This is a genomic window from Arthrobacter sp. NPDC093125, assembly GCF_044754225.1.
Classification (GTDB): domain Bacteria; phylum Actinomycetota; class Actinomycetes; order Actinomycetales; family Micrococcaceae; genus Arthrobacter.
The window spans coordinates 18,717-45,225 of record NZ_JBIVOQ010000010.1; the positions used below are offsets into that span (position 1 = coordinate 18,717).

Sequence of the window (26,509 nt, forward strand, 5' to 3'; positions counted from 1 at the left end):
AAACCCCACATGTCCCGCGCACGAATTACCCTGGACCGAGACTTCACCATCGGGGAGGTGCCCCGCCGCCTTTTTGGCTCCTTCGTTGAGCATATGGGCCGCTGCGTCTACACCGGCATCTACGAACCGGGCCACCCGGAGGCCGACGAAAACGGCTTCCGGCAGGACGTGCTCAAGCTCGTCAAGGAACTCGGGGCCACCGTCATCCGCTACCCCGGCGGAAACTTCGTATCCGGCTACAACTGGGAAGACGGGGTCGGTCCCCGGGAAAGCCGCCCACGGCGGCTCGACGGCGCTTGGCACACCCTGGAAACCAACGCCTTCGGGCTCCACGAGTTCGTGGACTGGTCCCGGCAGGCAGGAACCGAAATCATGGAAGCCATCAACCTGGGCACAAGGGGGGTGGATGCGGCACGCGAGGTCGTGGAGTACGCCAATCATCCGGGTGGTACCCATCTATCGGACCTGCGCGCCAAGAACGGGCACAAGGACCCGTTCAACATCAAGCTGTGGTGTCTCGGCAATGAAATGGACGGGCCCTGGCAGATCGGCCACAAAACCGCTGACGAGTACGGCCGGCTGGCCCAGGAGGCCGCCAAGGCCATGCGCTTCGTGGACCCGGACATCGAACTCGTGGCCTGCGGCAGCTCCAACTCGGGCATGCCGACCTTCGGGGCCTGGGAACAGACGGTGCTGACCCACGCGTACGACGAGGTGGATTACGTCTCGCTGCATGCCTACTACCAGGAGCATGAGGGCGACGTCGGCAGCTTCCTTGCCAGCGCCGTGGACACCGACTATTTCATTGAATCAGTCATCGCCACCGCTGATGCCGTCCGCGCTAAGGGAAAGCACAAGAAGCACGTCAACCTGTCCTTCGACGAGTGGAATGTCTGGTACCAGCGCGGCCTGGATACCGAAGACCAGCCGCACCAGGTGGCCAAGGCCGGCTGGCGGGAGCATCCCCGGGTCATCGAGGACAAGTACAACGTGACCGACGCCGTCGTGGTCGGCACCCTGCTCAACTCGCTGCTCCGCCACGGCGACCGGGTCAAGATCGCCAACCAGGCGCAGCTGGTCAACGTCATCGCCCCGATTCTCAGCGAGGAAAACGGCCCGGCGTGGCGCCAGACCATCTTCCACCCCTTTGCCCGCATGGCGGAGCTGGCAAAGGGCCAGATCCTGCGCCTGTCCGTCGACTCGGACAAGTACACCAATGCCCGGTTCGGTGACACCGACCTCGTGGACGTCAGCGCCACATGGAACGAGGAAACGGGCCGGCTGGCGCTGTTCTTCGCGAACCGCGGCCTGGAGGAAGCGGCCGACGTCGAGGTGGCGCTCCGCGGCTTCGATGCCCGCCAGGTTGTCCGTGCCGAGGTCCTGGAGATCCCGGATGGCGGGGACCGCTTCACGATCAACAGCCAGGGCAGCCCGGACCGCGTGGGCCTGAAGCGGCTTGAAGGGGCCAAGGCCAGCGGCTCCGAACTCCGGGCCACCCTGCCGGCGCTGTCCTGGGCCGTGATCGAACTGGACGTGGTCAAGAACTGATCACTCGCCGGCAGAGGCAAGGGGACGACGGCAGGAACCTCCCGCCGTCGTCCCCTCACCTGATTTGTGCGTGGCCCATCCGGTTTTTAGCCATATCTGCACAGTAGGCCCGAGACTTGGTGTCATGAATGATTCTGAGGCAGTGACAACCCAGGGCTCCAGCGTTGAGGATTGGACGCGGGCGTTGGCTGAATCCGTTGGTTCGCCCGGGGGTGGCGCCGGGACCGGAGTCATGCTTGCCATCGCCGCGTCCTTGACGTCGATGGTTGCCGGATACACCGACGCGCAGGGGCAGGAACGCAGCGAAGTCGCCAGCGTGCAATCGCGGGCGCGATCGCTGCGGGAAACCGCTCTGCAACTGGCCGATGACGACGCCGCTGCATCCCAGGCGTTCGGCGCCGCTTTCCGGCTGGAGCCCGGGCCGGAACGGGAGGAGGCGATACATGAGGCTTCCGTTGATGCCGCCAAGGCATCTGCCGTGCTCGGCGAGCGGGCCATTGACGCCATTGGTGATCTGGAGTGGCTGGCTTCCAACGGCAACCCGGCGCTCATTGCCGATATCGTCGTCGCGTTCGGTGCACTGAGGGCAGCGCTGACCGGCGCCCGCACCAACGTGAGCTTCGACCTCGCCTCGCTCAAGTCGGCGGGCGCCACCCTCGAACAGGTTCGGGAACAGCATCCCGAGCTGTGGTCGACGGTTCAGGATCTCACCGTTGCTGTTGAACGGATCGACGAAATAACCTCGCGGATAGATCACCGCGCCGCCCCGACGGATGCCGTCTGACGTCGGGCGTACGACGCCGGCGGTGCGGTTCACAGCCTCCTGACAGTCTCCGAACAGCAGTCACTCATTCAGGTGCCTCATCTTTGAGGAAGGGCGGAAAATAGCCGCCTTTCAGCAAAGGCCGCGTCACACGGCGGAGACCGCGGTCAGGTCGCGGCGGACCTTGCCGCCAATCTGGGTGTCGAGGAAGCCAAAGTCACCGAGGCGCTCCGGGCGTTCCGGGAGGCCAACAGGCCGACCATGCCGCCGGCCGAGGGCACGAAACCGGACCGGGCCGCCACGGACGCGGCAATGGCCAAGTCCCTGGCAGAATGTCCGTTGCCGGACGCTCTCTCACATCCTGCGGTTCGTTAGCTGACGCTCTCTCACATCATGCTGTCCGTTACCGGACGCTCTCTCACATCCTGCCATCGACAAAGCGGCTTTCACTCCCACCAAACATAGGTATAACCAGTTAAGTTGGTCGGTTTAAACAGTTTTACAGAACTTCTGGCGAGGGGGGAGAGTGGGGGCATGAGACCTCCGGCAACGTGGACGGAGGCAGATGTGAAAGGTTATCGTGGCAGCGACTTCCCTGAAACCCTATGTAGTCACCCTCGGCACGGCCGGCGGACCCCGGTGGTGGAGCGGCGCCAATGCGGGTAAGCGTTCCGGCATTGCCACGGCCGTTGTGGTTGGCGAAGCCGTTTACCTGGTAGATGCCGGAAGCGGTGTTGGAAACCAGCTCATGAAGGCCGGCTTCTCCGTGGCCGACCTTCGCGGCATCTTCCTCACCCACCTGCACTCGGACCACTGCATCGACCTGGCCAGCTTGGCCATCTTCGGGCTCTTTACCCTGAGGCCTGGCCAGGAGCCGATCAGGATCATCGGACCCGGCAGCCGCGGCGAGTTGCCGCCTGTCTCGCCCCGGGCCGTCGTCCAGCCCACGCCGATTTTCCCCGAGCAGCCGACGCCGGGCACGAAGGCGATGTTCGAACACCTGATGCGCGCCTACGGCACCGATCTGAACGACAGGATCATCGACGCCTTGCGGCCGTCTCCGTTGGAACACTTCTCCGCCGCGGACATCGAGCTTCCGGCAGACCTCGGGTATGACCCCAACTCAAATCCGACGCCGGCAGGGATGGCTCCTTTCGAAATCTACCGGGATGAGCTGGTGACGGTGACCGCCATCTTGGTGGAGCATCCGCCGGTCGCCCCCGCTTTCGCCTTCCGGTTCGATACCGCCGAGGGATCCGTAACCATCTCCGGGGACACCGCCCCCTGCGAGAATCTGGTCACGCTTGCCCGCGGCACGGATCTGTTGCTCCATGAGGCAATTGACTTCGAGTGGGTATCCCGTGCCTACGGCAATGTGGCAACTGAAGAAGCACAGGCCTCCATGGACCACCACCGCCGGTCGCACACCTCGGTTCAGGATGCGATCGCGCTGGCTGAAAAAGCGGGCGCTGCACGGCTGGCACTCCACCACCTAGTGCCCGGTACCACCCCCAAATCCGTGTGGGTTTCCACGGCCGAAGAATTCTCCGGCGCTTTCCTGGTTCCCGATGACCTGGACGTAATTCCTTTCTCCACTACTGCCCGCAACGACGCGGCCGGCGTCCCCAGCACTGAAATGGAAATGGCAACCTCCCTATGAAAACACGCGCAGAAATGCCCTCACCTACCGGACAGCAAGCTCCGGAGTCCCTTAAAGAGCAGGGCTTCAACACCCCGCAGATGCGGCGGATTCTCGCCTCATCATTCATCGGAAGCGCCATAGAGTTCTACGACTTCATCCTCTATGCCACGGCTGCTTCCTTGGTCTTCAACAAGGTATTCTTCGCCAACCTCGATCCGGCTGTGGCCATTTTCGCCTCGTTTTCCACCTTGGCTGTCGGATACCTCGCCCGTCCCATTGGCGGCGTCGTGTTTGGCCACTTCGGGGACAAACTGGGCCGCAAGGGCGTTCTGATCACCTCCATGCTCATGATGGGCATCGCCACCACGCTGATCGGGCTCCTGCCCACGACCGCGCAGGTGGGCATGCTGGCTCCCATCGCCCTGATCGTGCTGCGTATCGTGCAAGGCCTGGCCGTTGGCGGCGAGTGGGGCGGGGCCATGCTCATGGCATTGGAACATTCCCCCAAGGAGCGCCGCGGCTTCGCAGCGAGCTTCGCGAACATGGGCGGCCCGGCGGGTGCGGTACTGGCTACGCTCGCAGTCTCCGCAGTCTCCGTCCTGCCCAGCGACCAGTTCCTCAGCTGGGGCTGGCGCATACCCTTCCTCATCAGCATCGTCCTGATCGCCATCGGCCTGGTCATCCGGCTCAAGGTTGCCGAGTCCCCGCTGTTCCTGGCACTGGAAAACAAGGCCGAGGAAAAGAAGATCCCGCTCATGGAGGTCCTCACCAAGTACCCGATGAGTGTCATCAAGGGCACCCTCGTAGGCATGAGCTCGTACACCGTGCAGGGCCTTATGACCGTATGGGCCATCTCCTTCGTGGTGGAGAACGTCGGCATGGACCGCACCGGCGTCCTGAACGTCAAGGCCGTCGGCGCGGCCCTGACCGTGGTGGGCATCTGGTTTGCCGCCCGCTACAGCGACAAACTGGGACGCCGGCCCGTGATGTTTGCCGGCATCATTGCAGGTGCCGTCCTGGCGCTGCCGATGATGTGGATGCTGGAACTCGGAGAACTCTGGCTGTTCGCGATCGCACTTTTCGTGGCCAACGGTGTCATCCAGGCAGCAATCTTCGGGCCGTTTGGCGCCTTCTCCGCGGAGCTCTTCCCCACCCGGATCCGGTACACCGGCGCTTCGCTGGTCTACCAGCTCTCATCAACCCTGGGCGCCGGGTTCACACCCATGATCGTCAGCGGACTGGTGCTCGCAACGGGCGGGTCGCTCTGGCTTACGGGCGTTGTCTGGGCGGCCAGCTTCGTGGTCGCCGGCCTGTGCCTGCTGACTGTGAAGGAAGGCAAGAACCAGGACCTGACGGCAGACAATATCTAGACGTCAGCGGCAGGATTCTGCGGGAGTCGGGCAGCCTTTCGGTTGGCCGACTCCCTTTCCTTCTTGGCTCCAGCTTCCACACAGAATTCGATGAAAGCCCGCAACCGGAGACTCAGCCGGTCAGAGGGGATGTAGGCAACGCAGATGTCGCTGTGGCCCACGTTGTCCTCGATCTCAAGTACTGCCAGCGGCAGGCCGTCGTAGCTCAAATCCACCGGCGGCCGCTGAACCAGGACGGTATAGCCGAGGCCCCGCGCGACCATGCCCCTGACGGCTTCAAGGCTGCTGGACTTCCACGCGATTCTTGGCTCCAGACCCGACATGCGCAGATTGACCAGCTGGTTCTCCCGTACCGAGGGAATGTCAAGGGAAACGAAGTCCTCATCAGCCAGTTCCCTGAGGTGCACCGACTTCCGCTCGGCCGCCCAATGGTTTCCTGCTACCAGCACATACGGCCTGCCGGCCATTACTGTGGTTGATCCGACGCCGGGAATCAGGTGCCGGGTGTGCGTCAGCACCGCATCCAGATAGCCGTTGACCATGCGTTCCTGCAGTTCCGCGCCGTCTCCTTCAACCAGAGTCACCTCAAGGCCCGGGTTCGCTTTCACAAATCCATGGCCAATCTCCGGGAGCCAAAACGCCGACAGGCCTGCATAGCATCCGATCACCAAGGGTCCCACCAGCCCTTGCTGCCGTTCAATTACGCGCCCCTGTACCTCTTCCGCGTGTCGCACCAAAGCCTGGGCGTCACGGAGAAAATAGGACCCGACGGCGGTCAGTACGATCCCGCGGGCCCGGTGACGGACCACCAACTGGGAACCCACTACACGTTCCAGCTCTGTTATCGCTTGTGACATGGCGGCCTGGGAAATATGGGAGGCAGCCGCAGCGGCAGAGATCGACCCCTGATTGGCGACGGCGACAAAATACTGCAACTGCTTGAGGGTGTAGTCGAGCACCTACCCAGAGTAGGGGATGGCCTCTCGAGAACGACGGCGGCGCTAGCCGCTCGCTGGAGGTGCGAGAGCGTTGGTGGTTTTTCTGCAGGACGTGAGGGGGCGTTGGTGGTTTTTCTGCAGGAGGTGAGGGGGCGTTGGTGGTTTTTCTGCAGGAGGTGAGGGGGCGTCGGGGGTTAGAGGACCTTGCGGATCGTCTCTTCGAAGCTCGTCACGTGGTGCAGTGCGAGCTCGCCGGCCTTGTCCGCGTCGCCCTCCGCAACAGCCTTCAGCAGGTCCACGTGCTCGGTGATGTGGCCGCTGACCGACGGGACCTTGTCCAGGACCACGCACCAGATGCGGGTTGCCAGGTTGTCGTAACGGATCAGGGTGTCTTCCAGGTGCGGGTTGGCGGCGGCGCGGTAGATCAGGCGGTGCACGGTGACGTCGTACCGCATCAGCTCGCGGGACTCTGTGGGATGCGGTGCCAGCCCCGCAATGGCGTCCGCCACGCCCAGCAACTCCTTGCGCATGGCCGCGCTGGCCCGGGTCGCAGCCCGGCGCGCCGCCAGCGGCTCCAGCAGCTCCCGGATTTCGGAGACGTCGGCCAGTTCGGTGAAGTCCACGGTGGTGGCGAAGGTTCCCCGGCGCGGATAGGAAACGACCAGGTGGTCCACCTCCAGCCGCTTGATGGCCTCGCGCACAGGCGTCCGGCTGAAGCCCAGCTCAGCCGCCAACTGCCCGTCGTTGATGGGTTCGCCCGGCCGGATGTCCAGCATGATCAATTTGTCGCGCAGCTGCCGGTAGGCGGCCTCCGCCTGGGACGGCGCTTCTTCCTCGGCGGGAAGCAGGGCAGCTATGGCGTTCACGGCGGGCTCCAATCCTGTGACCGAACGGAAGGCTGAACTTCACTTTGCTTCCGGCTCTTGACTCTCTTGTGATTCCGATCATACCATTGACCTCACACTGATATATCAGTCAAAGTCAAAAAGGTATTTCAAAGGAGCACCCGTGGTTGAGCAGTTGAACGAGCGACTTTCCGCAGTCGATCCCGAGATCCAGCAGGCCGTTGACCGCGAGCTGGTCCGCCAGCAGTCCACCCTGGAGATGATCGCCTCGGAGAACTTCGCTCCGTCCGCCGTCATGGAGGCGCAGGGCTCGGTCCTCACGAACAAGTACGCCGAGGGTTACCCCGGCAAGCGCTACTACGGCGGCTGCGAACACGTTGATGTGGTCGAGCAGCTCGCCATTGACCGCGTGAAGGCCCTCTTCGGCGCCGAATTCGCCAACGTCCAGCCGCACTCCGGCGCCCAGGCGAACGCTGCCGCAATGTTCGCACTGCTGAACCCGGGCGACACGATCATGGGCTTGGACCTGGCCCACGGCGGCCACCTCACGCACGGCATGCGCATCAACTTCTCCGGGAAGCTCTACAACGTGGTTCCCTACCGCGTCCGTGAATCCGACTTCCGCGTGGACATGGCCGAAGTTGAGGCCCTGGCCCTGGAGCACAAGCCGAAGCTGATCGTCGCCGGCTGGTCCGCCTACTCCCGCCAGCTCGATTTCGCAGAGTTCCGCCGGATCGCGGACCTCGTGGGCGCCTACCTCATGGTGGACATGGCACACTTCGCCGGCCTGGTCGCGGCAGGGCTGCACCCCAACCCGGTGCCGTACGCCGACGTCGTCACCACCACCACCCACAAGACCCTGGGCGGACCGCGCGGCGGAGTCATCCTCGCCAAGGAGCAGTACGCCAAGAAGATCAACAGCGCCGTGTTCCCCGGCCAGCAGGGCGGCCCGCTGGAGCACGTCATCGCCGCCAAGGCCGTGGCCTTCAAGCTCGCCGCCGGCCCCGAATTCAAGGAACGCCAGGAGCGCGTCCTGCAGGGCGCCAAGCTGCTCGCCGACCGGTTCCTGCAGCCCGACCTCGAGGCCGCCGGCATCACCGTGGTCAATGGCGGCACGGACGTGCACCTGGTCCTCGTTGACCTGCGGAACTCCGAGCTGGACGGCCAGCAGGCAGAGGACGCGCTGCACAAGATCGGCATCACGGTCAACCGCAACGCTGTTCCGTTCGATCCGCGCCCGCCGATGGTTTCCTCCGGCCTCCGGATCGGTACCCCGGCCCTTGCCACCCGCGGCTTCGGCGCCACCGAATTCACCGAGGTTGCGGACATCATCGCGACGGCGCTCATCGCCGCCGCCGGGCACGGCACCAACGGCACCGGCACCCTCGATGACGCGACCGCCGTCGAACTCCGTGCACGTGTGACGGCGCTCGCCAACCAGTTCCCCCTCTATCCCCACCTGAACGGCGACGCCGAGATTGCCGCCTTTGAGACAGACATGATTGGAGCAGCCCAGTGAGCACCCACCAGCTTCCGGAACACCCGGACTTCCTGTGGCGCAACCCGGAGCCCAAGTCCTCCTATGACGCAGTGATCGTGGGTGGCGGCGGGCACGGCCTGGCGACGGCCTACTTCCTGGCCAAGAACCACGGCATGACCAACATCGCCGTCCTCGAAAAGGGCTGGCTCGCAGGCGGCAACATGGCCCGCAACACCACCATCATCCGTTCCAACTACCTCTGGGACGAGAGCGCCGCCATCTACGAGCACGCGCTGAAGCTGTGGGAGATCCTCCCCGAGGAGCTGGAGTACGACTTCCTCTTCAGCCAGCGCGGCGTGATGAACCTGGCCCACACCCTCGGCGACGTCCGCGAGAGCATCCGCCGCGTGGGCGCGAACAAGCTCAACGGTGTCGACGCCGAATGGCTGGAACCGGATCAGGTCAAGGAACTCTGCCCCATCCTGAACACCAGCGACAACATCCGCTACCCGGTCATGGGTGCTACTTACCAGCCGCGCGCCGGCATCGCCAAGCACGACCACGTTGCCTGGGCCTTCGCCCGCAAGTGCGACGAAATGGGCGTGGACATCATCCAGAACTGCGAAGTTACCGGCTTCCTCAAGGACGGCGACCGGGTGGTGGGTGTCAAGACCAACCAGGGCACCATCCACACCGAGAAGGTGGGCCTCTGCGCCGCCGGGCACAGCTCCGTCCTGGCCGAGATGGCCGGGTTCCGGCTCCCCATCCAGTCCCACCCGCTGCAGGCACTCGTGTCCGAACTGCACGAACCGGTCCACCCGACCGTCGTGATGTCCAACCACGTGCACGTCTACGTCTCCCAGGCACACAAGGGCGAGCTGGTCATGGGCGCCGGCGTGGACTCCTACAACGGCTACGGCCAGCGCGGGTCCTTCCACGTGATCGAGCACCAGATGGCGGCCGCCGTCGAACTGTTCCCCATCTTCGCCCGGGCACACGTGCTCCGGACCTGGGGCGGCATTGTGGACACCACGCTGGACGCCTCGCCCATTGTTGGCACCACCCCGGTGGAAAACATGTTCGTCAACTGCGGCTGGGGAACCGGCGGCTTCAAGGGCACCCCCGCTGCCGGCCTGACCTTCGCGCACACCATCGCCACGGGAGCACCGCACAAGCTCAACAAGCCGTTTGCGCTGGAGCGCTTCGAAACCGGTGCCCTGATCGACGAGCACGGCGCTGCCGCCGTCGCCCACTAGCCACGGTCCATAAGAAAGAAGACGCACATGCTGCTTATCTCCTGCCCCAACTGCGGCCCGCGGGACGAAACCGAATTCCACTACGGCGGCCAGGCCCACGTGGCCTACCCGGAAAACCCCAACAACCTCAATGACCGGGAATGGGCCGAGTACCTGTTCTACCGCGAGAACACCAAGGGCACCTTCGCCGAGCGTTGGGTGCATAGCACCGGCTGCCGGCAGTGGTTCAACATGCTCCGCGACACCGTCACCTACGACATCCAGGCCATCTATCCCATGGGAGCGTCACGGCCGGATGCAGCCGGCAAGGTAACCGCCGAAACCGGCACTGCCAGCACCGCCGCTGACAGCACCACCACCGGGACCGCCGGGCCCAGCATTGCTGCAACCAGCACTGCCACCAGTACTTCTGCACCCAGCACCACCGCCCCGGAAGGAGCGACCAAGTGACCTCCCAGAACGCGCGCCTCAGCACCGGCGGACGCATCGACCGCAGCATCTCCTGGCGCTTCACCGTGGACGGCGAGGAATTCACCGGACACCCGGGCGACACGCTGGCCTCCGCGCTGCTCGCCAACGGCCGGGTCGCCGCCGGCAACTCGCTGTACGAGGACCGGCCCCGCGGCATCCTCGCCGCCGGGGTGGAAGAACCCAACGCCCTCGTGCGGATCGAGGCCCGGTTCCCCGGCGACGTGGCCGAGTCCATGCTTCCGGCCACCACCGTCTCGCTGGTGGACGGCCTGAAGGCTGACCTGCTGAACGGCCTGGGCCGGCTGGACCCGGCCGATGACAAGGCGGAGTACGACAAGAAGTACGTCCACACCGACGTGCTGGTGATCGGCGGCGGCCCCGCCGGCCTGGCCGCGGCCCGCGAGGCAGTCCGCACCGGCGCCCGCGTCATCCTGATGGACGACCAGCCCGAACTGGGCGGATCGCTGCTGTCCGGATCCACCGTCCCCGAACTGGCTGACACCATCGAGGGCAAGCCGGCCCTGGAATGGGTTGCTGATGTCGAGGCGGAGCTCGTCTCCGCCGCCGAATGCACGGTGCTGAACCGCACCACCGCCTTCGGCGCCTACGACGCCAACTACGTCATCGCGGTCCAGAACCGCACCGACCACCTCTCCAGCCCTGCCGCCCCCGGTGTCTCCCGCCAGCGCATCTGGCACGTTCGGGCCGCACAGGTGGTCCTGGCACCCGGCGCCCACGAGCGTCCCCTGGTGTTCGAGAACAACGACCGCCCCGGCATCATGCTCGCGTCCGCTGTGCGCAGCTACCTGAACCGCTACGCCGTGGCCGCCGGGCAGCGCGTTGTCATCAGCACCACCAATGACAGCGCCTACGCCCTGGCCGCGGACCTCCGCGCCGCCGGCGTCAAGGTCGCCGCCGTCGTCGACGCCCGTCCCGCCCTGACCCCGGTGGCTGCCGCCGCCGTCGAAGCCGGGACCCGTGTACTGATCGGCAGCGCGGTGGCCAACACTGCAGCGGGTTCAGACGGCCGGCTCAACAGCGTCACCGTCCGCAGCATCAATAACGACGGCGAACTCACCTCTGGCGTCGAAGAGATCGCCTGCGACCTGCTGGCTGTGTCCGGCGGCTGGAGCCCGCTGGTCCACCTGCACTCCCAGCGGCAGGGCAAGCTGCGCTGGGACGAGGAGCTGGCAGCCTTTGTGCCGGCCACGGTCGTGCCGAACCAGCAGACAATCGGTTCGGGCCGCGGCAGCTTCGAGCTGGGAGACTGCCTGGCCGAAGGAATCTCGGCCGGTGCGGCGGCGGCAATCGGCGCAGGCTTCACTTCCGCCGTCGAGCCGTCCGCGCTCGGCGAGCCGAAGGCCTCCGGCCCGACCCGCCAGCTGTGGCTGGTCCCCGGCCAGACGGGCACGCCCGACGACTGGCACCACCACTTCGTCGACTTCCAGCGCGACCAGTCCGTGGCCGACGTCCTGCGCTCCACGGGCGCGGGCATGCGTTCGGTGGAGCACGTCAAGCGCTACACCTCCATCAGCACCGCCAACGACCAGGGCAAGACCTCCGGCGTGAACGCCATCGGCGTCATCGCGGCGGCTCTCCGCCAGGCCGGCGAAGCAGCCCGCGGCATCGGCGACATCGGCACCACCACCTACCGTGCACCGTTCGCTCCCGTTGCCTTCGCGGCACTGGCGGGACGCCAGCGCGGCGAACTGTTCGACCCCGCCCGCGTCACCTCGATCCACCCGTGGCACGTTGCCCAGGGCGCACTGTTCGAAGATGTCGGGCAGTGGAAGCGGCCCTGGTACTACCCGCAGAACGGGGAGGACATGGACGAAGCGGTGCTCCGTGAGTGCGCCGCAGTCCGCGAATCCGTCGGCTTCATGGACGCCACCACCCTCGGCAAAATCGAAATCCGCGGCAAGGACGCCGGTGAATTCCTCAACAGGATCTACACCAACGCGTTCAAGAAGCTCGCGCCGGGTGCTGCCCGCTACGGCGTCATGTGCCTTCCGGACGGCATGATCTTCGACGACGGAGTGACCCTGCGTCTCGACGAGGACCGCTACTTCATGACCACCACCACCGGCGGCGCCGCCAAGGTGCTGGACTGGCTGGAGGAATGGCTGCAGACCGAATGGCCGGAACTCGACGTGCACTGCACGTCGGTGACCGAACAGTGGAGCACCATTGCCGTCGTCGGACCCAAATCCCGCGAGGTCATCGCGAAGGTTGCCCCCGAACTCGCCGCCAACGGCGGTCTGGACGCCGAGGCTTTCCCGTTCATGACCTTCCGCGAAACCACGCTCGCCTCCGGCGTGCGGGCGCGCATCTGCCGCATCTCGTTCTCCGGTGAACTGGCCTACGAAATCAACGTGCCGTCCTGGTACGGGCTGAACACCTGGGAAGCCGTGGCCGCGGCAGGAGCAGAATTCAACATCACCCCGTATGGCACTGAAACCATGCACGTGCTCCGCGCCGAAAAGGGCTACCCGATCGTCGGGCAGGACACCGACGGCACGGTCACCCCGCAGGATGCCGGGATGGAGTGGATCGTTTCCAAGGCCAAGGACTTCATCGGCAAGCGCTCCTACTCCCGCGTGGACGGGCAGCGCGAAGACCGCAAGCACCTGGTCAGCGTCCTCCCGGTGGACGGCAGCCTGCGGTTGCCGGAAGGCACCCAGCTGGTGGAAAAGGGCATCCCGGTGAACCCCGCCTACGGCCCCGTGCCCATGCAGGGCTTTGTCACATCGAGCTACCACAGCGCCGCGCTCGGCAGGTCGTTCGGGCTGGCCCTGATCAAGAACGGCCGGAACCGCATCGGGGAGACCCTCGTGGCCGCCGCCGGCGATCAGCTGGTCGACGTCGTCGTCGCAGAAACCGTACTTTTTGACCCCGAAGGGACCCGCAAAGATGGCTAACACCGCAGCTTTCACAGGCATCAATGGACTCCGGGAAATCCGCCGCAGCCCGGCCTCACACCTGGCCGAAGCATTCGAAACCGGCTCCATTCCGGGAACCGTTGAGCTCAAAGAGGGCCAGTTCCAGACCATGGCCGGGGTCCGCGTGGATCCCAGCTCCGAGGCGGGGGCACGGATCGCTTCCGTCGCCGGCGGCCTGCCGGTACGCTGCGGCGAGGTCCGCGGCACCGACGAGGTCAGCGTCCTCTGGCTTGGCCCGCAGGAGTTCCTCATCGTGGCCCCGGAAGAAGCCCACGACTCCCTGGGCGGAGACCTGATCGGCTCCCTCGTGGCTGCCCTGGGCGACGCCCAGGGGCAGGTGGTGGACCTGTCTGCCAACCGCACCACGTTTGAGCTGTCCGGCCCGCGGGCCCGTGCAGTCCTGGAGAAGGGCTGCTCCCTGGACCTGCATCCCCGCAGCTTCACGGCCGGGACTGCCCTGAACACCGAGGTCGGCAACATCCCGGTGGTTCTGTTCAAGGCCGGGGAGGAAAGCTTCCGGCTGTTCCCCCGCGCCTCCTTTGCGGACTACCTGGGCCGCTGGCTCCTGGACGCCATGAGGGAGTTCGCTTCCCCCGAGGTTCCCTGATGGCGCTCAGCGCCCTCGATCTGTTCTCTGTTGGCATCGGGCCGTCGTCGTCACACACGGTCGGCCCGATGCGGGCAGCGAAACAGTTCGCCGACGGGCTGAAGGGGGCCGGACTCCTGAGCTCCACCACCCGGGTCCAGGCAGAGCTGTTCGGCTCACTCGGAGCAACGGGCCGCGGCCACGGCTCGGACAAGGCCGTGGTGCTGGGCCTGCAGGGCCTGGAGCCGGAGACCGTTGACACGTCCACCGCGGATGATCAGGTGGCTGCCGCCGCCTTGGACGCTGAACTCCGGGTCGGCGGGGACCACCGGGTGGACTTCAACTGGGACGAGGACGTGGTGCTGCACCGCCGCAAATCGCTGCCCGCCCACCCGAACGGCATGACCTTCCGGGCGCTGGATCACAGCGGGGCAGTGCTGAGCGAACGGAGCTTCTACTCCATCGGAGGCGGCTTCGTCGTCGACGGCGACGCCGGCGCCGACGCCCAGGTGGTGGCCGATGAAACCCCGTTGCCGTACCCCTTCACCACCGCCAACGAGCTCCTGGAGATCTGCCGGCGTGAAGGCATGTCGATCTCCGACGTGATGCTGGCCAACGAACTCGTGTGGCGCAGCGAAGCGGAGCTCCGCGGGGAACTGCTCAAGCTGTGGGCCGTCATGCGCGAATGCGTGGACAACGGCTGTGCCGCGGAGGGAATCCTTCCCGGCGGCCTGAAGGTGCGGCGGCGTGCACCGCAGCTCTTCCGGACCCTGACGGCGGACACCGGCGTCACCGATCCGCTCCGGGCCATGGAGTGGGTGAACCTCTACGCGCTCGCCGTCAACGAGGAAAACGCGGCCGGCGGCCGCATCGTCACCGCCCCCACCAACGGGGCGGCCGGAATCGTCCCGGCCGTCCTGCACTATTACGCGAAGTTTGTGCCGGGAGCGGACGACGACGGTGTGGTGCGCTTCCTGCTGGCGGCAGCCGCCGTCGGAATTCTGTTCAAAATCAACGCCTCCATCTCCGGTGCCGAGGTGGGCTGCCAGGGCGAAGTGGGCTCGGCCTGCTCCATGGCGGCCGCCGGGCTCTGCGAGGTGCTCGGGGGCACGCCTGAACAGGTTGAGAACGCCGCCGAGGTGGGTATCGAACACAACCTCGGGCTGACCTGCGACCCCGTGGGCGGCCTGGTGCAGATCCCGTGCATCGAGCGGAACGCGATCGCCAGCGTCAAGGCCATCAACGCCGCGCGGCTGGCGCTGCACGGGGACGGCAGCCACAAGGTCTCGCTGGACAAAGCCATCAAAACCATGCGTGAAACAGGAGCTGACATGAAAACCAAGTACAAGGAGACGTCCCGCGGGGGCCTCGCCGTGAATGTGATCGAGTGCTGAGCCATGACTGCCATACAGACTGAATCCTTCGCCGGGCAGCCGGCCACCACCGTGGAGCATGTCCTGACCCTGGACTGCCGGGAGTCGCCGGGCATCGTCCACGCGGTCTCCGGCTTCCTGCTGGAGCACGGCTGCGACATCATCGACAACCAGCAGTTCGGCGAACGCTCCGAAGGCCACTTCTTCATGCGGGTGCACTTTGCGTCCGACGGCGATGCCTCCACCGCGGACACCTTGCGGGCCGCTTTTGCCCCGGTAGCGGAACGCTTCGGGATGAGCTGGCGGCTCGAGCCGAACGGCGCCAAGCGCCGCGTGCTGATCATGGTTTCCAAGTTCGGGCACTGCCTCAACGACCTGCTGTTCCGCGCCCGCATCGGCGAACTGCCGGTGGAGATCGCGGCCGTGGTCTCCAACCACACGGACCACCAGACGCTCGTGGAATGGCACGGCATCCCGTTCTTCCACGTTCCCGTCACCCCGGACACCAAGCCCGAAGCCGAGGCACGGCTGCTGGAACTCGTGGACGAGCTCGACGTTGAGCTCGTGGTGCTGGCCCGCTACATGCAGGTCCTCAGCGACAACCTCACCCGGAAACTCGAGGGGCGGGCCATCAACATCCATCACTCGTTCCTGCCGAGCTTCAAGGGCGCCAAGCCGTACCACCAGGCTTATGCCCGGGGCGTGAAGACCGTGGGCGCCACCGCGCACTACGTCAACGCTGAGCTCGACGAGGGACCCATCATCTCCCAGCAGACGGTGGAGGTGGACCACACCTACGGCCCCGAGGACCTGGTGGCCGCCGGGCGCGACACCGAATGCAAGGCCCTCAGCAACGCCGTCCGCTGGCACTGCGAGGGCCGGGTGATCCTGCGCGGCAACAGGACAGTGGTGCTCCGCTAACCCCGGACCCTCCCTCAGGTCCTGCCGCTTTAGCCCGGACGCTCCCTCAGGTCCTGCCGCTTCAGCCCGGACGCTCCCTCACGACTGAACTGCTCCCCAGGAGTCGGAACTGAATTTGTCAGTCCAGCTTCCGGGGAGCAGTTGAAAACGTGAGGGAGCGTTCGGGTTTTTCTTGCGAAAGGTGAGGGAGCGTTAACGCCTACAGCGCGGCGAGCCGTGTTGCCAGGTGCAGTGCCGCGAGCCTGCCCGTTCCCCGCGGATCGCCGCCGCACAAGTCAAAGATCCGCTGCAGCCGGTGATGCATCGACTGCCGCTCCACGTGCAGTTCCCTGGCTGCCTGCGCGGTATTGCAGCCGGAGTCCAGCCACGTAGCCAGCGTTGCCAGCAGCTGGGAGTTGCGCCGCTCGTCGTGTTCCAGGACCGGGCCAAGCTGCTGGCGAACATAGGCCTGCCGCGCCGAATGGTCCAGGTGCTGCGCCGCCAACCGCTCCACGGCGAGTTCTTCGACGTCGACCACCAGCCCTCCAGCCGGCGGAGCCGCATGCTCCGGCGCGCGGAAGGAATTGTTTCCGGCGAGATCCAGCGCGCATCTGGCCTCAGCGAGCGACCACGGTGCGTTCTTGATCCCGGCTGCCAAAGGGCCCACGGCAGTGACGGTTCCGGTGCCGACGGGAAGTCCGCGCAGGGCGTCCACCAGCTCCGCACGGGCCGCCGCCTCCCGGTCATGCGGTAGAACGGCGAGGGCGAGGAGCTCCGAATTGTCCACATAGCTGGCACTCTGCTGCGCCGACTTTTTCAGGACTTTGTCCATTGCCTCGCGCAACTGTTGCGAGGTGGAGGACCGTACCACCACCGCCACCACCGTTGCTGAAGCTTGGATCCCGGCGGCTGGCGCCAGCTGGTGAAGCCGCCAGGGCTGGCTGCCGGAGCTGACCGCACGCAGCAGGGCGGTGCCGGCCACCTCTTTCAACCCCGGCGGCATCCGCTGCAGCAGCGCCAGCGACAGGATGTCCACACAACGTCCTCCTGCAACGCGCGCCAGATTGACGTCACCGTGCGGAGGGACGATGATGGCCAGCCTCGCCGAGGGCACGCCACGGACGGGAACGTCGATGTTTATCACCGTCCCGTCAGTTGCTGCGCCGTCCGGACCCGCCGCGTTTCCGCGCGTTTCCGCAGTATCGCGGTCAGCCGGAACGGTGTCGCCGCCGGCAGCGGCAGCGCTCCCTAGCGTCACGCCCGACACGGTAGAGAGCTCGAGGCCGGCTTCGACGATGCCGGCGAGTACGGCAAGCATCTGGTCCAGGCTGCTTCCGTGGGCCAGTTCCACAGCCATCGCGTGGCTGGCCTCGTCGGCGCGGCGCAGGTGTGCCACCGATTCGCTGACCAGCATCGAGTTGATGGCCTGCATGATGCCCACGAAGGGCACCACCTTGCGGAACTCAATGAGGGGCAGTCCAGCTTCTTCTGCCGCCCCAATCATCGACGACGGCAGTGAAGGCAGGGTCTGCCCGGTTTCCACAGCCAAAGCGCCCACGCCCCGGGCAGCAAGCTGGCGGACGTACTCCACCCTGCGTCCCTCTGACGCCGCTACCAGGGCGTCGCCGCCGGTGAGCAGGAGTTCTCCGCCGCTGAGCAGCGGCGCTATTTCGAGCACCTCGCTGGAGTGCACCCACCGCAACTGCGTCGCCTCCGCAGCGGCCGCCGCAGCGCGGATCACGGGGTCGGCGGCGGCGAGGGTGGAGTGCTGCAAGACTTCGCTCAGCAGTATTGGCATGACGCTCCGTAACGCAATGGGGTTTTTTGGTGTACACATCGTATCTTGTTGGTTGTGGTCTGGCGCACATAACCTGACGGTGTCCCATTTTCTTACGGAGGACCCTCATGCAAAACAAACCCACTGCAGCGCCGGCTGGCCCGGCGACAGTAGCCGACGAAGATGTCGAAGCCTGGCTGCAGCCCATTCCCGAATCACAGCGAACCCGCAAAGTATCCGGCCAGTTCTGGATCTGGGCCGGAGCCAACCTGGCCCCCATTAACTGGGTCTTGGGCGCTTTGGGCATCCACCTCGGACTCGGCTTTGCCGACACCGTCACCGTGCTGGTTCTGGGGAACCTCATCGGAATGCTGCTCTTCGGCTGCTTTGTCCTGCTCGGCCAGAAGACCGGCGCCACAGGCATGGTCCTGGCCCGGGCAGCCTTCGGCCGGCGCGGAAACTACCTTCCGGCCGCCATCCAGGCACTGCTGGTCATCGGCTGGTGCGCGGTCAACACCTGGATCATCCTGGATCTGGTGATGGCGCTCTTCGGAACCCTCGGATGGGTCGATCCCGCAGCCCACAACTACGGCTGGAAGATTGGCGTCGCCACCGGCATCATGGCTGCACAGGTAGCCATCGCCTGGTTCGGCTACAAAGCCATTGCAGCCTTTGAAAAGTGGACGGTGCCGCCCACCATTCTCATTCTTGCTGTCATGTCCGCAGTGGCCTGGTTCGGCATGAAGATCGACTGGGCCTACGCGGGACCCGCCGGTGAAATCCTGCAGGGGTCCGAACGGATCGCAGCCATGAGCGCCGTGATGACGGCCATCGGCATCGGCTGGGGCATCACCTGGTTCACCTATGCCGCCGATTACTCCCGCTTCGTCAGCACCGAAGTCCCGAAGCGCAAGGTCTACCTGGCCTCGGTCCTGGGCCAGTTCATCCCTGTCGTCTGGCTGGGGATCCTGGGTGCCAGCCTTGCCACCAACAGCGGCGAGATCGACCCGGGAAAGCTCATCGTCCAGAACTTCGGTGTCCTGGCCCTGCCGGTCCTGCTCATGGTTCTGCACGGCCCCATTGCCACGAACATCCTGAACATCTACACCTTCTCCGTCGCCACCCAGGCGCTGGACATCACCATCAGCCGACGCAAACTCAACCTGTTCGTGGGAGTGTTCTCGCTGATCGCCGTCGTCTTCTTCATCTTCCAGGAGGACTTCGCGGCAGTGCTTGACGCCTGGCTGATCGGGCTCGTGGCCTGGGTTGCTGCATGGGGCGGCGTGATGCTGGTGCACTACTTCTGGATCGAGAAGCGCTGGCCGGGCGAGACCGCGCGGCTGTTCGACGCCGTGGGCACCAGGCGCCTGCCGGGCGTCAACTGGGCCGGCGTTGTGTCCCTGCTCGTCGGCATCTTCTCCACCTGGCTGTTCATGTACGGCCTGGTTCCCGCCATGCAGGGACCGGTAGCGGTTGCCCTCGGCGGCTGGGACCTGTCCTGGCTGGCAGGCGGCCTCAGCAGCGCCGCCACGTACGCGGTTTTCGGACCCCGGGTACACCGCAGGTATGTGGTCAACGGAGGCAGACCGGAGCCGGTTTCCGCAGCCGCCCCGGAGTCTGCTCTTCCGGAAGGCGCGGCTACGGCGGCAGCCGATCCGGGGACAACTGTCCCGGAGACAGCAGACCGTCCCTCAACCGCCCCCGCATTCTAAAGCCCCCATTCTTAACCCGCATTTCTTAAGAGGAACCGCCATGGAATTCCCCGCATTCGCAGACTCCGCCCACCCGATCACCTGGCCAGAGGGGTACCGCGCCGCCGCGTCCTTCACGTTCGACGTCGACGCTGAATCCTGCACTATCGCCCACGACCCCAGCAGTACCCGCCGCATGTCCCTCATGACCCACCAGTCCTACGGACCGAAGGTCGCGGTGCCGCGCCTGCTGCAGATCCTGCAGCGCCAGGACATCCAGGCCACCTTCTTCATCCCTGGCTTCACCGCCGAAAGCTACCCCGACGTGGTGCGCCGGATCGTTGACGGCGGCCACGAGATCGCCCACCACGGCTACCTTCACGAACCCATGCAGGGCATCGACGCCGCAACCGAGGCGCGGTACCTGGACCGGGGCCTGGAAGCGCTGGCAAAAGTCGCCGGCGTCCGCCCCACCGGCTACCGCGCCCCCTGGTGGGAGCTGAACTGGCACTCACCGGCGCTGCTGGCGGACCGCGGCTTCCTTTATGACTCCAGCCTGCTCGACGGCGATGCACCGTACCGCTTCAGCGTGGCCGACGGCGATCCCCGGGATCTCGTCGAAGTTCCGGTCGACTGGGCGCTGGACGACTGGGAACAGTACGCCTTCTACCCGGGAGTGACCGGCAGCGGCGTCATAGAAAGTCCTGCAAAAGTCCTGGAGATGTGGGCGCTGGAGGCTGAAGCGCATCATGCTGCAGGGAGCTGCTTCGTGTTGACCAACCATCCGTTCATTTCCGGCAGGCCCTCGAAAGCCGTGGCGCTGGAGCAGCTGATCAGCCGGGTGAAGGCCATGGACGGGATGTGGGTCACGACGCTTGAAAAGATCGCCCAGCACACCCGGGACACTGTCACAGAGGTGCACACCCACGCACGCATCGAGGTTCCCGGTTTCCCCGACGCCGGTGCCCGCTTCACCCCGGCGCAGGTCCGCCAACCGGAGCTGGCCGCCGGCCCGTCGCTCCTCTGACCGCCGGACGCTCTCTCGCTTCCTGTCGCTTAAACCGGAACGCTCTCTCACAGGTGAGAGAGCGTTCCGGCTTTTCTTGCGAAAGGTGAGGGAGCGTTGGGGTTAGAGGCCGAGGGTTTCCTTCAGCGCGGCCACGTGGCCCTGGGCCTTGACTTGGTACTGGGCGAGCTTGACCTTGCCCTCGGGGTCCAGGACAACCGTGGAGCGGACGATGCCTTCGCGGACTTCGCCGTCGACCAGCTTCTCGCCCCAGGCACCGTAGGCCAGAGCGACAGAGTGGTCCTCGTCGGCGAGCAGCGGGAAGGTGAGGCCGAAGTCGCCGGTGAAGTTGGCCAGCTTTTCCGGAGCGTCGGGGGAGACTCCGAGGACCTCGTAGCCGGAGCCCTGCAGGCTGGCCAGGTTGTCGCGGAAGTCGCAGGCTTCGGTGGTGCAGCCGGGGGTGGCGGCCTCGGGGTAGAAGTAGACGATGACGTTCTTGCCGCGGTAGTCGGCCAGCGAAGTCTGCTTGCCCTCGGCGTCCGGCAGAATGAACTCCGGCGCCTGGGTTCCGGGCTGGAGCTTCGTGGTCAGGTAGGTGCTCATGGCAGTTCCTTCGGATGGATCGGGCAATACAAGCAAGGCATAACAAGCCAGGTACTACAAGCAAGTGCAAGCTGTGCAAATAACAAAGCCGGCGGGACAGCAGCGCTGGAGTGGTTAACAGCCCGGTCAGATGGTGTATTCCGCCGGGCCGCGGACAGTTGCGGCGGGACCGGGAACGAAGCGGTAGCCGCCGCCGCGGACGGTGGCGATCGCGTGCCGGCCGCCCAGCAGCTTTCGCCGCACGCGCCCCACATAGACGTCAATCGAGCGGGGTGCAGCGCCGGGATTGTCGAACCGCTCCAGGAACCGCTGCAGTTCCTCCCGGCTGATGGTGCGTGAACAATTCTCCACGAGGTAGCGCAGGAGAGTGAATTCGACGCCGGTAAGTGTCACTGCTTTACCGTCCAGCAGGACCTCGCCTCTGGCGAGGTCCACGGCGACCCGGCTGACGGGGCCCGGGGACGGCGGAAGGTGGGAGGTGCCGCCGTCGTCCGTGTGCGGGGAGTCCTCCGGAGAGGACGACGGCGGCGCGGGAGTGCCGCCGTCGGGCCCGGCCGGTGCCCCCTCCCCAGGGGGCGTACCGGCGGGGGAGGTCCCGACGTCGGACGTTGCGGCTCCGGCGGCAGGCCAGTGGACTTCCGCCTCCGGAGCGATCTTCAGGGCGCGGGCCAGCACGAGTTCGGCGGCGCGGGCCAGTACGGCTTCGTCAATGTCCTGCTCCGCCCCGACCGAGACCCAGACGGCCAGCCCCCGTGCCTTCAGCGCCGGAGCGCACCGCGTCCTCGGCGCGGGCGTATGGGCATGGACAGCCATGGCGGTGGGTTAGATGCCGCCGCGGCGGATCAGTTTGCCGCCGGGGGTCTGGCCGTTCACCACGCTGCCGCGAAGGTAGGTCCGGCGGACGACGCCGGAGAGCGCCTTGCCGTCGTAGGGGGTGATGGGGTTCTTGTGCTTGAGCTTGGAGACGTCCACCACGAAGGCCTCGTCCGGCGCGAAGACGGAGAAGTCGGCGTCGTACCCGAGGGCGAGCTGGCCCTTGTTGGTGAGCCGGGCGAGGGCTGCGGGCTTCTCGGCCATCCATGAGACAACCTGCTCCAGCGGGATGCCGCGGTGCCGGGCTTCGGTCCAGATCAGCGACAGGCCCAGCTGCAGCGAGGAGACACCGCCCCAGGCGACCGCGAAGTCGCCGTTTTCGAGGTCCTTCAGGTCAAGCGTCGAGGGGGAGTGGTCCGAGACGATGCAGTCGATGGTGCCGTCCTGCAGGCCCTGCCACAGCAGCTCCCGGTTGGACGCCTCGCGGATGGGCGGGCAGCACTTGTACGCCGTGGCGCCGTTGGGGATTTCCTCCGCCATCAGCGTGAGGTAGTGCGGGCACGTCTCCACGGTGAGGTGGACGCCGTCGCGCTTGGCGGAGGCGATCATCGGCAGCGCGTCCGAGGAGGACAGGTGGAGGATGTGCGCGCGCGCGCCGGTCCAGCGGGCGCGCTCGATGACCTCGGCGATGGCCTTGTTCTCGGCGCCGCGCGGGCGGGAGGCGAGGAACGTGGCGTACTTGTCTCCGCCGGGGTGGGGTGCGTGGTCGATCGCGTGCGAATCTTCGGCGTGGACGATCATGAGGGAGTCGAAGGACTTCAGCTCGCGCATGTCCTCCTCCATCTCGTCCGCTTCGAGGTGCGGAAATTCGTCCACCCCGGAGTGCAGCAGGAAGCACTTGAAGCCGAACACGCCCTCGTCGTGGAGCGGGCGCAGGTCGGCCTTGTTGCCGGGAACGGCGCCGCCCCAGAATCCGACGTCCACAAACGCCTGGTCCTCGGCCACTTCGCGCTTGAGCTTGAGGCCTTCGACCGTGGTGGTGGGCGGGATCGAGTTCAGCGGCATGTCGATAATGGTGGTGACACCGCCGGCGGCCGCGGCGCGGGTGGCGGAGGCGAAGCCCTCCCATTCGGTGCGGCCGGGCTCGTTGACGTGGACATGGGTGTCCACCAGGCCGGGGATGAGGGTCTCGTCGTCGGCGAGTTCAACAACTTCACGGCCGGAGAGGCCGTTGCCGAGGGGCTCGAGGGCGACGATCTTGCCGCCGCGCACGCCCACTTCACGCGGCGCGATGCCGGCGGTGGTGAGGATGCGCTGGCCCCGGATGACCAGGTCAAACTGTTCTTCAGACATTCAGGGGCTCCTTTGTGCGTGGGCTGGATGCCGGGCCGGTGCCTGCGGTGAGGCCCGCCAGCCCGGCGCCGATGTGCTGTCCCAATTGTTCAAGCAGCGGTCCTGCTTGGGCTATACATACTTCTACCTTGGCCTCCAGCGCGGTCAGGGGGTAGACCTGCCGGAAGCCTGATTGCTGTTGCTGTGCTGCGGTCAGGGTGGTGCGGCCGCAGACGGCGACCACCGGCACGCCGGCAGTCCGGGCCGCACGTGCCACACCCATGGGCGTCTTGCCCAGCAGGCTCTGTTCGTCCAGGCTGCCCTCGCCCGTGATCACCAGATCGGCGCCGGCCAGCCGTTCCGCCAGTTCCGTGAATTCGAGAACGACGTCGATGCCCGGCCTGCGTGTTGCGGCCAGTACCGCGATGGCTGCGTAGCCTACGCCGCCGGCGGCGCCGGCACCGGGAGCGTCCGCGGCCTTCAGTGCCCGGGGCCCGATCTCCTCGGCGAGCACCTGCACGAAAGTGTCCAGTGCACTGTCCAGTGCTGCGACATCCTCTGCCGAAGCGCCCTTCTGCGGGCCGAAGATCGCCGCCGCTCCCTGGTCGCCCAACATTGGGTTGTCCACGTCGCTGGCGAGAAGGAACTCGGCTTCGTCCAGCCGCGTGTCGAAGTTGGCGAGGTCTATCGAGGCCAGGCGGGCGAGGGCCGCGCCGCCCGGAGGCAGGTCGTTGCCTTCGGAGTCGAGCAGCCTGGCGCCGAGTCCCTGCAGGAGCCCGGCGCCGCCGTCGGTGTTGGCGCTTCCGCCGACTCCCAGGACGATCTGGCGGCACCCGGCGTCGAGCGCTGCCCGGATGAGTTCCCCGGTGCCCAGGCTGCTGGAGGTCCGGGCGGTGGCGGAATCCGGCCGCCCGCCGGGCAGGGCCGCCAGGCCGGAGGCGGCCGCCATTTCGATGACCGCCTCCCGCCCGCGGACTGCGAAGTCCGCCGTCAGCGGCTGCCCGGTAGGGCCGCTGACTAGGGCGCTCCGCCTGGTGAAGCCCGAACCGACGGCCGCATCGAGAGTGCCTTCGCCGCCGTCGGCCACGGGAATACGCAGCACCTCCAAAGCAGAGGACGGGGCTGACGCCGTCCACGCTTTTGCAAGCCCTTTCTCCAGGTGCCGGGCCACCTCCGGGGCGGAGAGTGAGCCCTTGAACTTGTCCGGCGCGATCACAATGTGCATCGTGGTGCCTGTTCTTTCTGGCGCGGAATTACGGCTGCAGGGCGAGGATTGCGGTGGGCGCGTCGTCGCTGGTTTCGGCCAGCTCCTCGAACTCGTTGATCGCGTTGATCTCCGTGCCCATGGAGATGTTGGTGACCTTCTCCAGGATCACCTCAACCACCACGGGAACCTGGAATTCGCCGGCCAGGGCCTTGGCCTTGTCGAAGGCGGAGCCCATGTCGTTGGGGTCCTCCACGCGGATGGCCTTGCAGCCCAGGCCTTCGACGACCTTGATGTGGTCCACGCCGTAGCCATTTGTTTCGGGGCTGTTGATGTTTTCGAACGCCAGGGACACGTTCTGTTCCATCTTGAAGCCGCGCTGCGACTGGCGGATCAGGCCCAGGTACGAGTTGTTCACCACCACGTGGATGTAGGGCAGGTTGAACTGCGCACCCACGGCCAGCTCCTCGATCATGAACTGGAAGTCGTAGTCTCCGGACAGGGCCACCACGGTCTCGTCCGGCTTGCCGCGCACCACGCCCAGGGCGGCGGGGGCAGTCCAACCCAGCGGGCCGGCCTGGCCGGCGTTGATCCACTTGCGGGGGCCGAAAACGTGCAGCATCTGGGCGCCCGCGATCTGGGACAGGCCGATCGTGGACACGTAGGTGGTGTCCCTGCCGAAGGCCCGGTTCATCTCCTCGTACACGCGCTGCGGCTTGATGGGGATGTTGTCGAAGTGCGTCTTGCGGTGCAGTGACGCCTTGCGGGCGGCGCACTCGGCCACCCAGGCGGAGTAGTCCGGCAGCGTCCCGGCCTCGCGGCGCTCGCGGGCCAGTTCCAGCAGGCCGTCCAGCGCTGCGCCGGCGTCGGACGCGATGCCCAGGTCCGGTGAGAACACACGGCCGATTTGGGTGGGCTCGATGTCGATATGCACGAATTTGCGACCGGCCGTGTAGGTTTCCAAGCCGCCGGTGTGGCGGTTGGCCCAGCGGTTGCCGATCCCGATCACGAAGTCGCTCTGCAGGTAGTTCTCGTTGCCGTAGCGGTGAGAGGTCTGCAGGCCCACCATGCCGGCCATCAGCGGGTGGTCATCGGCGATGGTGCCCCAGCCCATCAGGGTGGGGATGACCGGGATGTTCAGGGTTTCCGCCAGTTCCACCAGCTGTGCGGACGCGCCGGCGTTGATGATGCCGCCGCCGGCCACGATCAGCGGGTGCGTGGCGGAGGTCAGCATGTCCAGGGCCTTTTCCAGCTGCTTGCGGCTGGCCTTGGGCTTCTCGATGGGCAGCGGCTCGTAGGTGTCGATGTCGAACTCGATCTCGGCCATCTGAACGTCGATGGGCAGGTCCAGCAGCACCGGGCCGGGGCGGCCGGAGCGCATCAGCTGAAAGGCCTTCTGGAACGCGCCGGGAACCTGGCCGGGCTCGAGGATGGTCATGGCCATCTTGGTGACCGGCTTGGCGATGGACTCGATGTCCACAGCCTGGAAGTCTTCCTTGTGCAGCTTGGCCACCGGGGCCTGGCCGGTGATGCAGAGCATGGGGATGGAATCCGCCCACGCGGCGTACAGGCCGGTGATCATGTCGGTACCGGCGGGGCCGGACGTGCCGACGCAGATGCCGATGTTGCCGTCCGCGGCACGGCTGTAGCCGTCGGCCATGTGGCTGGCGCCTTCAACGTGGCGGGCCAGTGTGTGGCGGATGCCGCCGTGGGCCCGCATGGCCGAGTAGAAGGGGTTGATTGCCGCGCCGGGCAGGCCGAACGCCTCCGTGGCGCCCTCCTTTTCCAGGATGGCGACGGCTGCGTCAACGGTGCGCATCTTCGTCATGGTGTGCTCCTAAAAGTCTGTTTTTGGGTGTGCTGAGGGGAGCCGCCGTCGTTTACGTACGACGGCGGTGCTCCAGTCCTGCTGTTGATGGGAGTTTTTGTCCAGATAATGGCCGCTGGAGGGTCTTTAGGGCCGATTATCTGG

Annotated in this window: 21 protein-coding genes and 1 pseudogene; 14 read left to right on the forward strand and 8 right to left on the reverse strand. The window is 66.1% G+C overall.

Annotated features, from left to right (window positions below; all coding sequences use genetic code 11):
• Positions 1–9 precede the first annotated feature (9 nt).
• The 5 genes and pseudogenes from ACIP9X_RS16375 to ACIP9X_RS16395 all read left to right on the forward strand — a co-directional run bounded on the left by ACIP9X_RS16375 (position 10) and on the right by ACIP9X_RS16395 (position 5,323).
• Entirely contained in the window at positions 10–1,548 is a 1,539-nt protein-coding gene (locus tag ACIP9X_RS16375) for an alpha-N-arabinofuranosidase (protein WP_400480813.1), read from the forward strand.
• 124 nt (positions 1,549–1,672) lie between these two features.
• A complete protein-coding gene (locus tag ACIP9X_RS16380; RefSeq protein WP_400480814.1) occupies positions 1,673–2,332 on the forward strand; it encodes a cyclodeaminase/cyclohydrolase family protein in 660 nt (219 codons plus the stop codon).
• Between the two features lie 129 nt (positions 2,333–2,461).
• Positions 2,462–2,641: pseudogene (locus ACIP9X_RS16385) on the forward strand (hypothetical protein); the annotation flags it as partial.
• 250 nt (positions 2,642–2,891) lie between these two features.
• Positions 2,892–3,971, forward strand: coding sequence for an MBL fold metallo-hydrolase (locus ACIP9X_RS16390; protein ID WP_400480815.1), 1,080 nt, complete (start codon positions 2,892–2,894; stop codon positions 3,969–3,971).
• Complete coding sequence (locus ACIP9X_RS16395; RefSeq protein ID WP_400480816.1) at positions 3,968–5,323, forward strand: MFS transporter; 1,356 nt, start codon at positions 3,968–3,970, stop codon at positions 5,321–5,323. The genes ACIP9X_RS16390 and ACIP9X_RS16395 overlap by 4 nt, the downstream gene beginning before the upstream one ends.
• Here ACIP9X_RS16395 and ACIP9X_RS16400 read toward each other — a convergent pair.
• Both ACIP9X_RS16400 and ACIP9X_RS16405 read right to left on the reverse strand, forming a co-directional pair.
• Positions 5,320–6,282, reverse strand: coding sequence for a LysR substrate-binding domain-containing protein (locus tag ACIP9X_RS16400; protein WP_400480817.1), 963 nt, complete (start codon positions 6,280–6,282; stop codon positions 5,320–5,322). The genes ACIP9X_RS16395 and ACIP9X_RS16400 overlap by 4 nt on opposite strands.
• Positions 6,283–6,455: 173 nt before the next feature.
• On the reverse strand, positions 6,456–7,127 hold the full coding sequence (locus ACIP9X_RS16405) for a GntR family transcriptional regulator (RefSeq protein ID WP_400480818.1): 672 nt from the start codon (positions 7,125–7,127) through the stop codon (positions 6,456–6,458).
• Between the two features lie 142 nt (positions 7,128–7,269).
• Here ACIP9X_RS16405 and glyA point away from each other — a divergent pair, with 142 nt between their 5' ends.
• Genes glyA through purU form a run of 7 tightly spaced genes read left to right on the forward strand, consistent with a single transcriptional unit; the run spans position 7,270 to position 16,132 of the window.
• Entirely contained in the window at positions 7,270–8,625 is a 1,356-nt protein-coding gene (gene glyA, locus ACIP9X_RS16410) for a serine hydroxymethyltransferase (protein ID WP_400480819.1), read from the forward strand.
• Positions 8,622–9,842 (forward strand): sarcosine oxidase subunit beta family protein, encoded by a 1,221-nt coding sequence (locus tag ACIP9X_RS16415; RefSeq protein ID WP_400480820.1) that lies wholly within the window; start codon positions 8,622–8,624, stop codon positions 9,840–9,842. Before glyA ends, ACIP9X_RS16415 begins: the two co-directional genes overlap by 4 nt.
• 27 nt (positions 9,843–9,869) lie before the next feature.
• Positions 9,870–10,292 carry a sarcosine oxidase subunit delta gene (locus tag ACIP9X_RS16420; RefSeq protein ID WP_400480821.1) on the forward strand — a complete coding sequence of 141 codons (423 nt, stop codon included), beginning with the start codon at positions 9,870–9,872 and terminating at the stop codon, positions 10,290–10,292.
• On the forward strand, positions 10,289–13,231 hold the full coding sequence (locus ACIP9X_RS16425; RefSeq protein ID WP_400480822.1) for a sarcosine oxidase subunit alpha family protein: 2,943 nt from the start codon (positions 10,289–10,291) through the stop codon (positions 13,229–13,231). The genes ACIP9X_RS16420 and ACIP9X_RS16425 overlap by 4 nt, the downstream gene beginning before the upstream one ends.
• Positions 13,224–13,859 carry a sarcosine oxidase subunit gamma gene (locus ACIP9X_RS16430; protein WP_400480823.1) on the forward strand — a complete coding sequence of 212 codons (636 nt, stop codon included), beginning with the start codon at positions 13,224–13,226 and terminating at the stop codon, positions 13,857–13,859. The genes ACIP9X_RS16425 and ACIP9X_RS16430 overlap by 8 nt, the downstream gene beginning before the upstream one ends.
• A complete protein-coding gene (locus ACIP9X_RS16435; protein WP_400480824.1) occupies positions 13,859–15,232 on the forward strand; it encodes an L-serine ammonia-lyase in 1,374 nt (457 codons plus the stop codon). The genes ACIP9X_RS16430 and ACIP9X_RS16435 overlap by 1 nt, the downstream gene beginning before the upstream one ends.
• 3 nt (positions 15,233–15,235) lie before the next feature.
• On the forward strand, positions 15,236–16,132 hold the full coding sequence (purU, locus tag ACIP9X_RS16440) for a formyltetrahydrofolate deformylase (protein ID WP_400480825.1): 897 nt from the start codon (positions 15,236–15,238) through the stop codon (positions 16,130–16,132).
• A 199-nt stretch (positions 16,133–16,331) separates the two neighbouring features.
• On the opposite strand, the gene ACIP9X_RS16445 is transcribed toward purU, so the two are convergent.
• Positions 16,332–17,909: a PucR family transcriptional regulator gene (locus ACIP9X_RS16445; RefSeq protein WP_400480826.1), complete on the reverse strand. Its 1,578-nt coding sequence runs from the start codon at positions 17,907–17,909 to the stop codon at positions 16,332–16,334.
• A gap of 107 nt (positions 17,910–18,016) precedes the next feature.
• Here ACIP9X_RS16445 and ACIP9X_RS16450 point away from each other — a divergent pair, with 107 nt between their 5' ends.
• The gene (locus tag ACIP9X_RS16450; protein ID WP_400480827.1) at positions 18,017–19,600 is read left to right on the forward strand and encodes a purine-cytosine permease family protein; all 1,584 of its coding nucleotides are present in this window, start codon (positions 18,017–18,019) and stop codon (positions 19,598–19,600) included.
• 40 nt (positions 19,601–19,640) lie between these two features.
• Complete coding sequence (locus ACIP9X_RS16455; RefSeq protein ID WP_400480828.1) at positions 19,641–20,606, forward strand: polysaccharide deacetylase; 966 nt, start codon at positions 19,641–19,643, stop codon at positions 20,604–20,606.
• Between the two features lie 102 nt (positions 20,607–20,708).
• On the opposite strand, the gene bcp is transcribed toward ACIP9X_RS16455, so the two are convergent.
• From bcp to gcl, 5 genes are all read right to left on the reverse strand, one after another.
• Positions 20,709–21,188 (reverse strand): thioredoxin-dependent thiol peroxidase, encoded by a 480-nt coding sequence (gene bcp, locus ACIP9X_RS16460; RefSeq protein WP_400480829.1) that lies wholly within the window; start codon positions 21,186–21,188, stop codon positions 20,709–20,711.
• 126 nt (positions 21,189–21,314) lie between these two features.
• Positions 21,315–22,001 carry a winged helix-turn-helix domain-containing protein gene (locus ACIP9X_RS16465; protein ID WP_400480830.1) on the reverse strand — a complete coding sequence of 229 codons (687 nt, stop codon included), beginning with the start codon at positions 21,999–22,001 and terminating at the stop codon, positions 21,315–21,317.
• Between the two features lie 9 nt (positions 22,002–22,010).
• Positions 22,011–23,354, reverse strand: coding sequence for an allantoinase AllB (gene allB, locus ACIP9X_RS16470; protein ID WP_400480831.1), 1,344 nt, complete (start codon positions 23,352–23,354; stop codon positions 22,011–22,013).
• Positions 23,347–24,558 (reverse strand): glycerate kinase, encoded by a 1,212-nt coding sequence (locus tag ACIP9X_RS16475; RefSeq protein ID WP_400480832.1) that lies wholly within the window; start codon positions 24,556–24,558, stop codon positions 23,347–23,349. Before ACIP9X_RS16475 ends, allB begins: the two co-directional genes overlap by 8 nt.
• A 28-nt stretch (positions 24,559–24,586) precedes the next feature.
• Entirely contained in the window at positions 24,587–26,365 is a 1,779-nt protein-coding gene (gene gcl, locus ACIP9X_RS16480) for a glyoxylate carboligase (protein ID WP_400480833.1), read from the reverse strand.
• Positions 26,366–26,509: the final 144 nt, after the last annotated feature.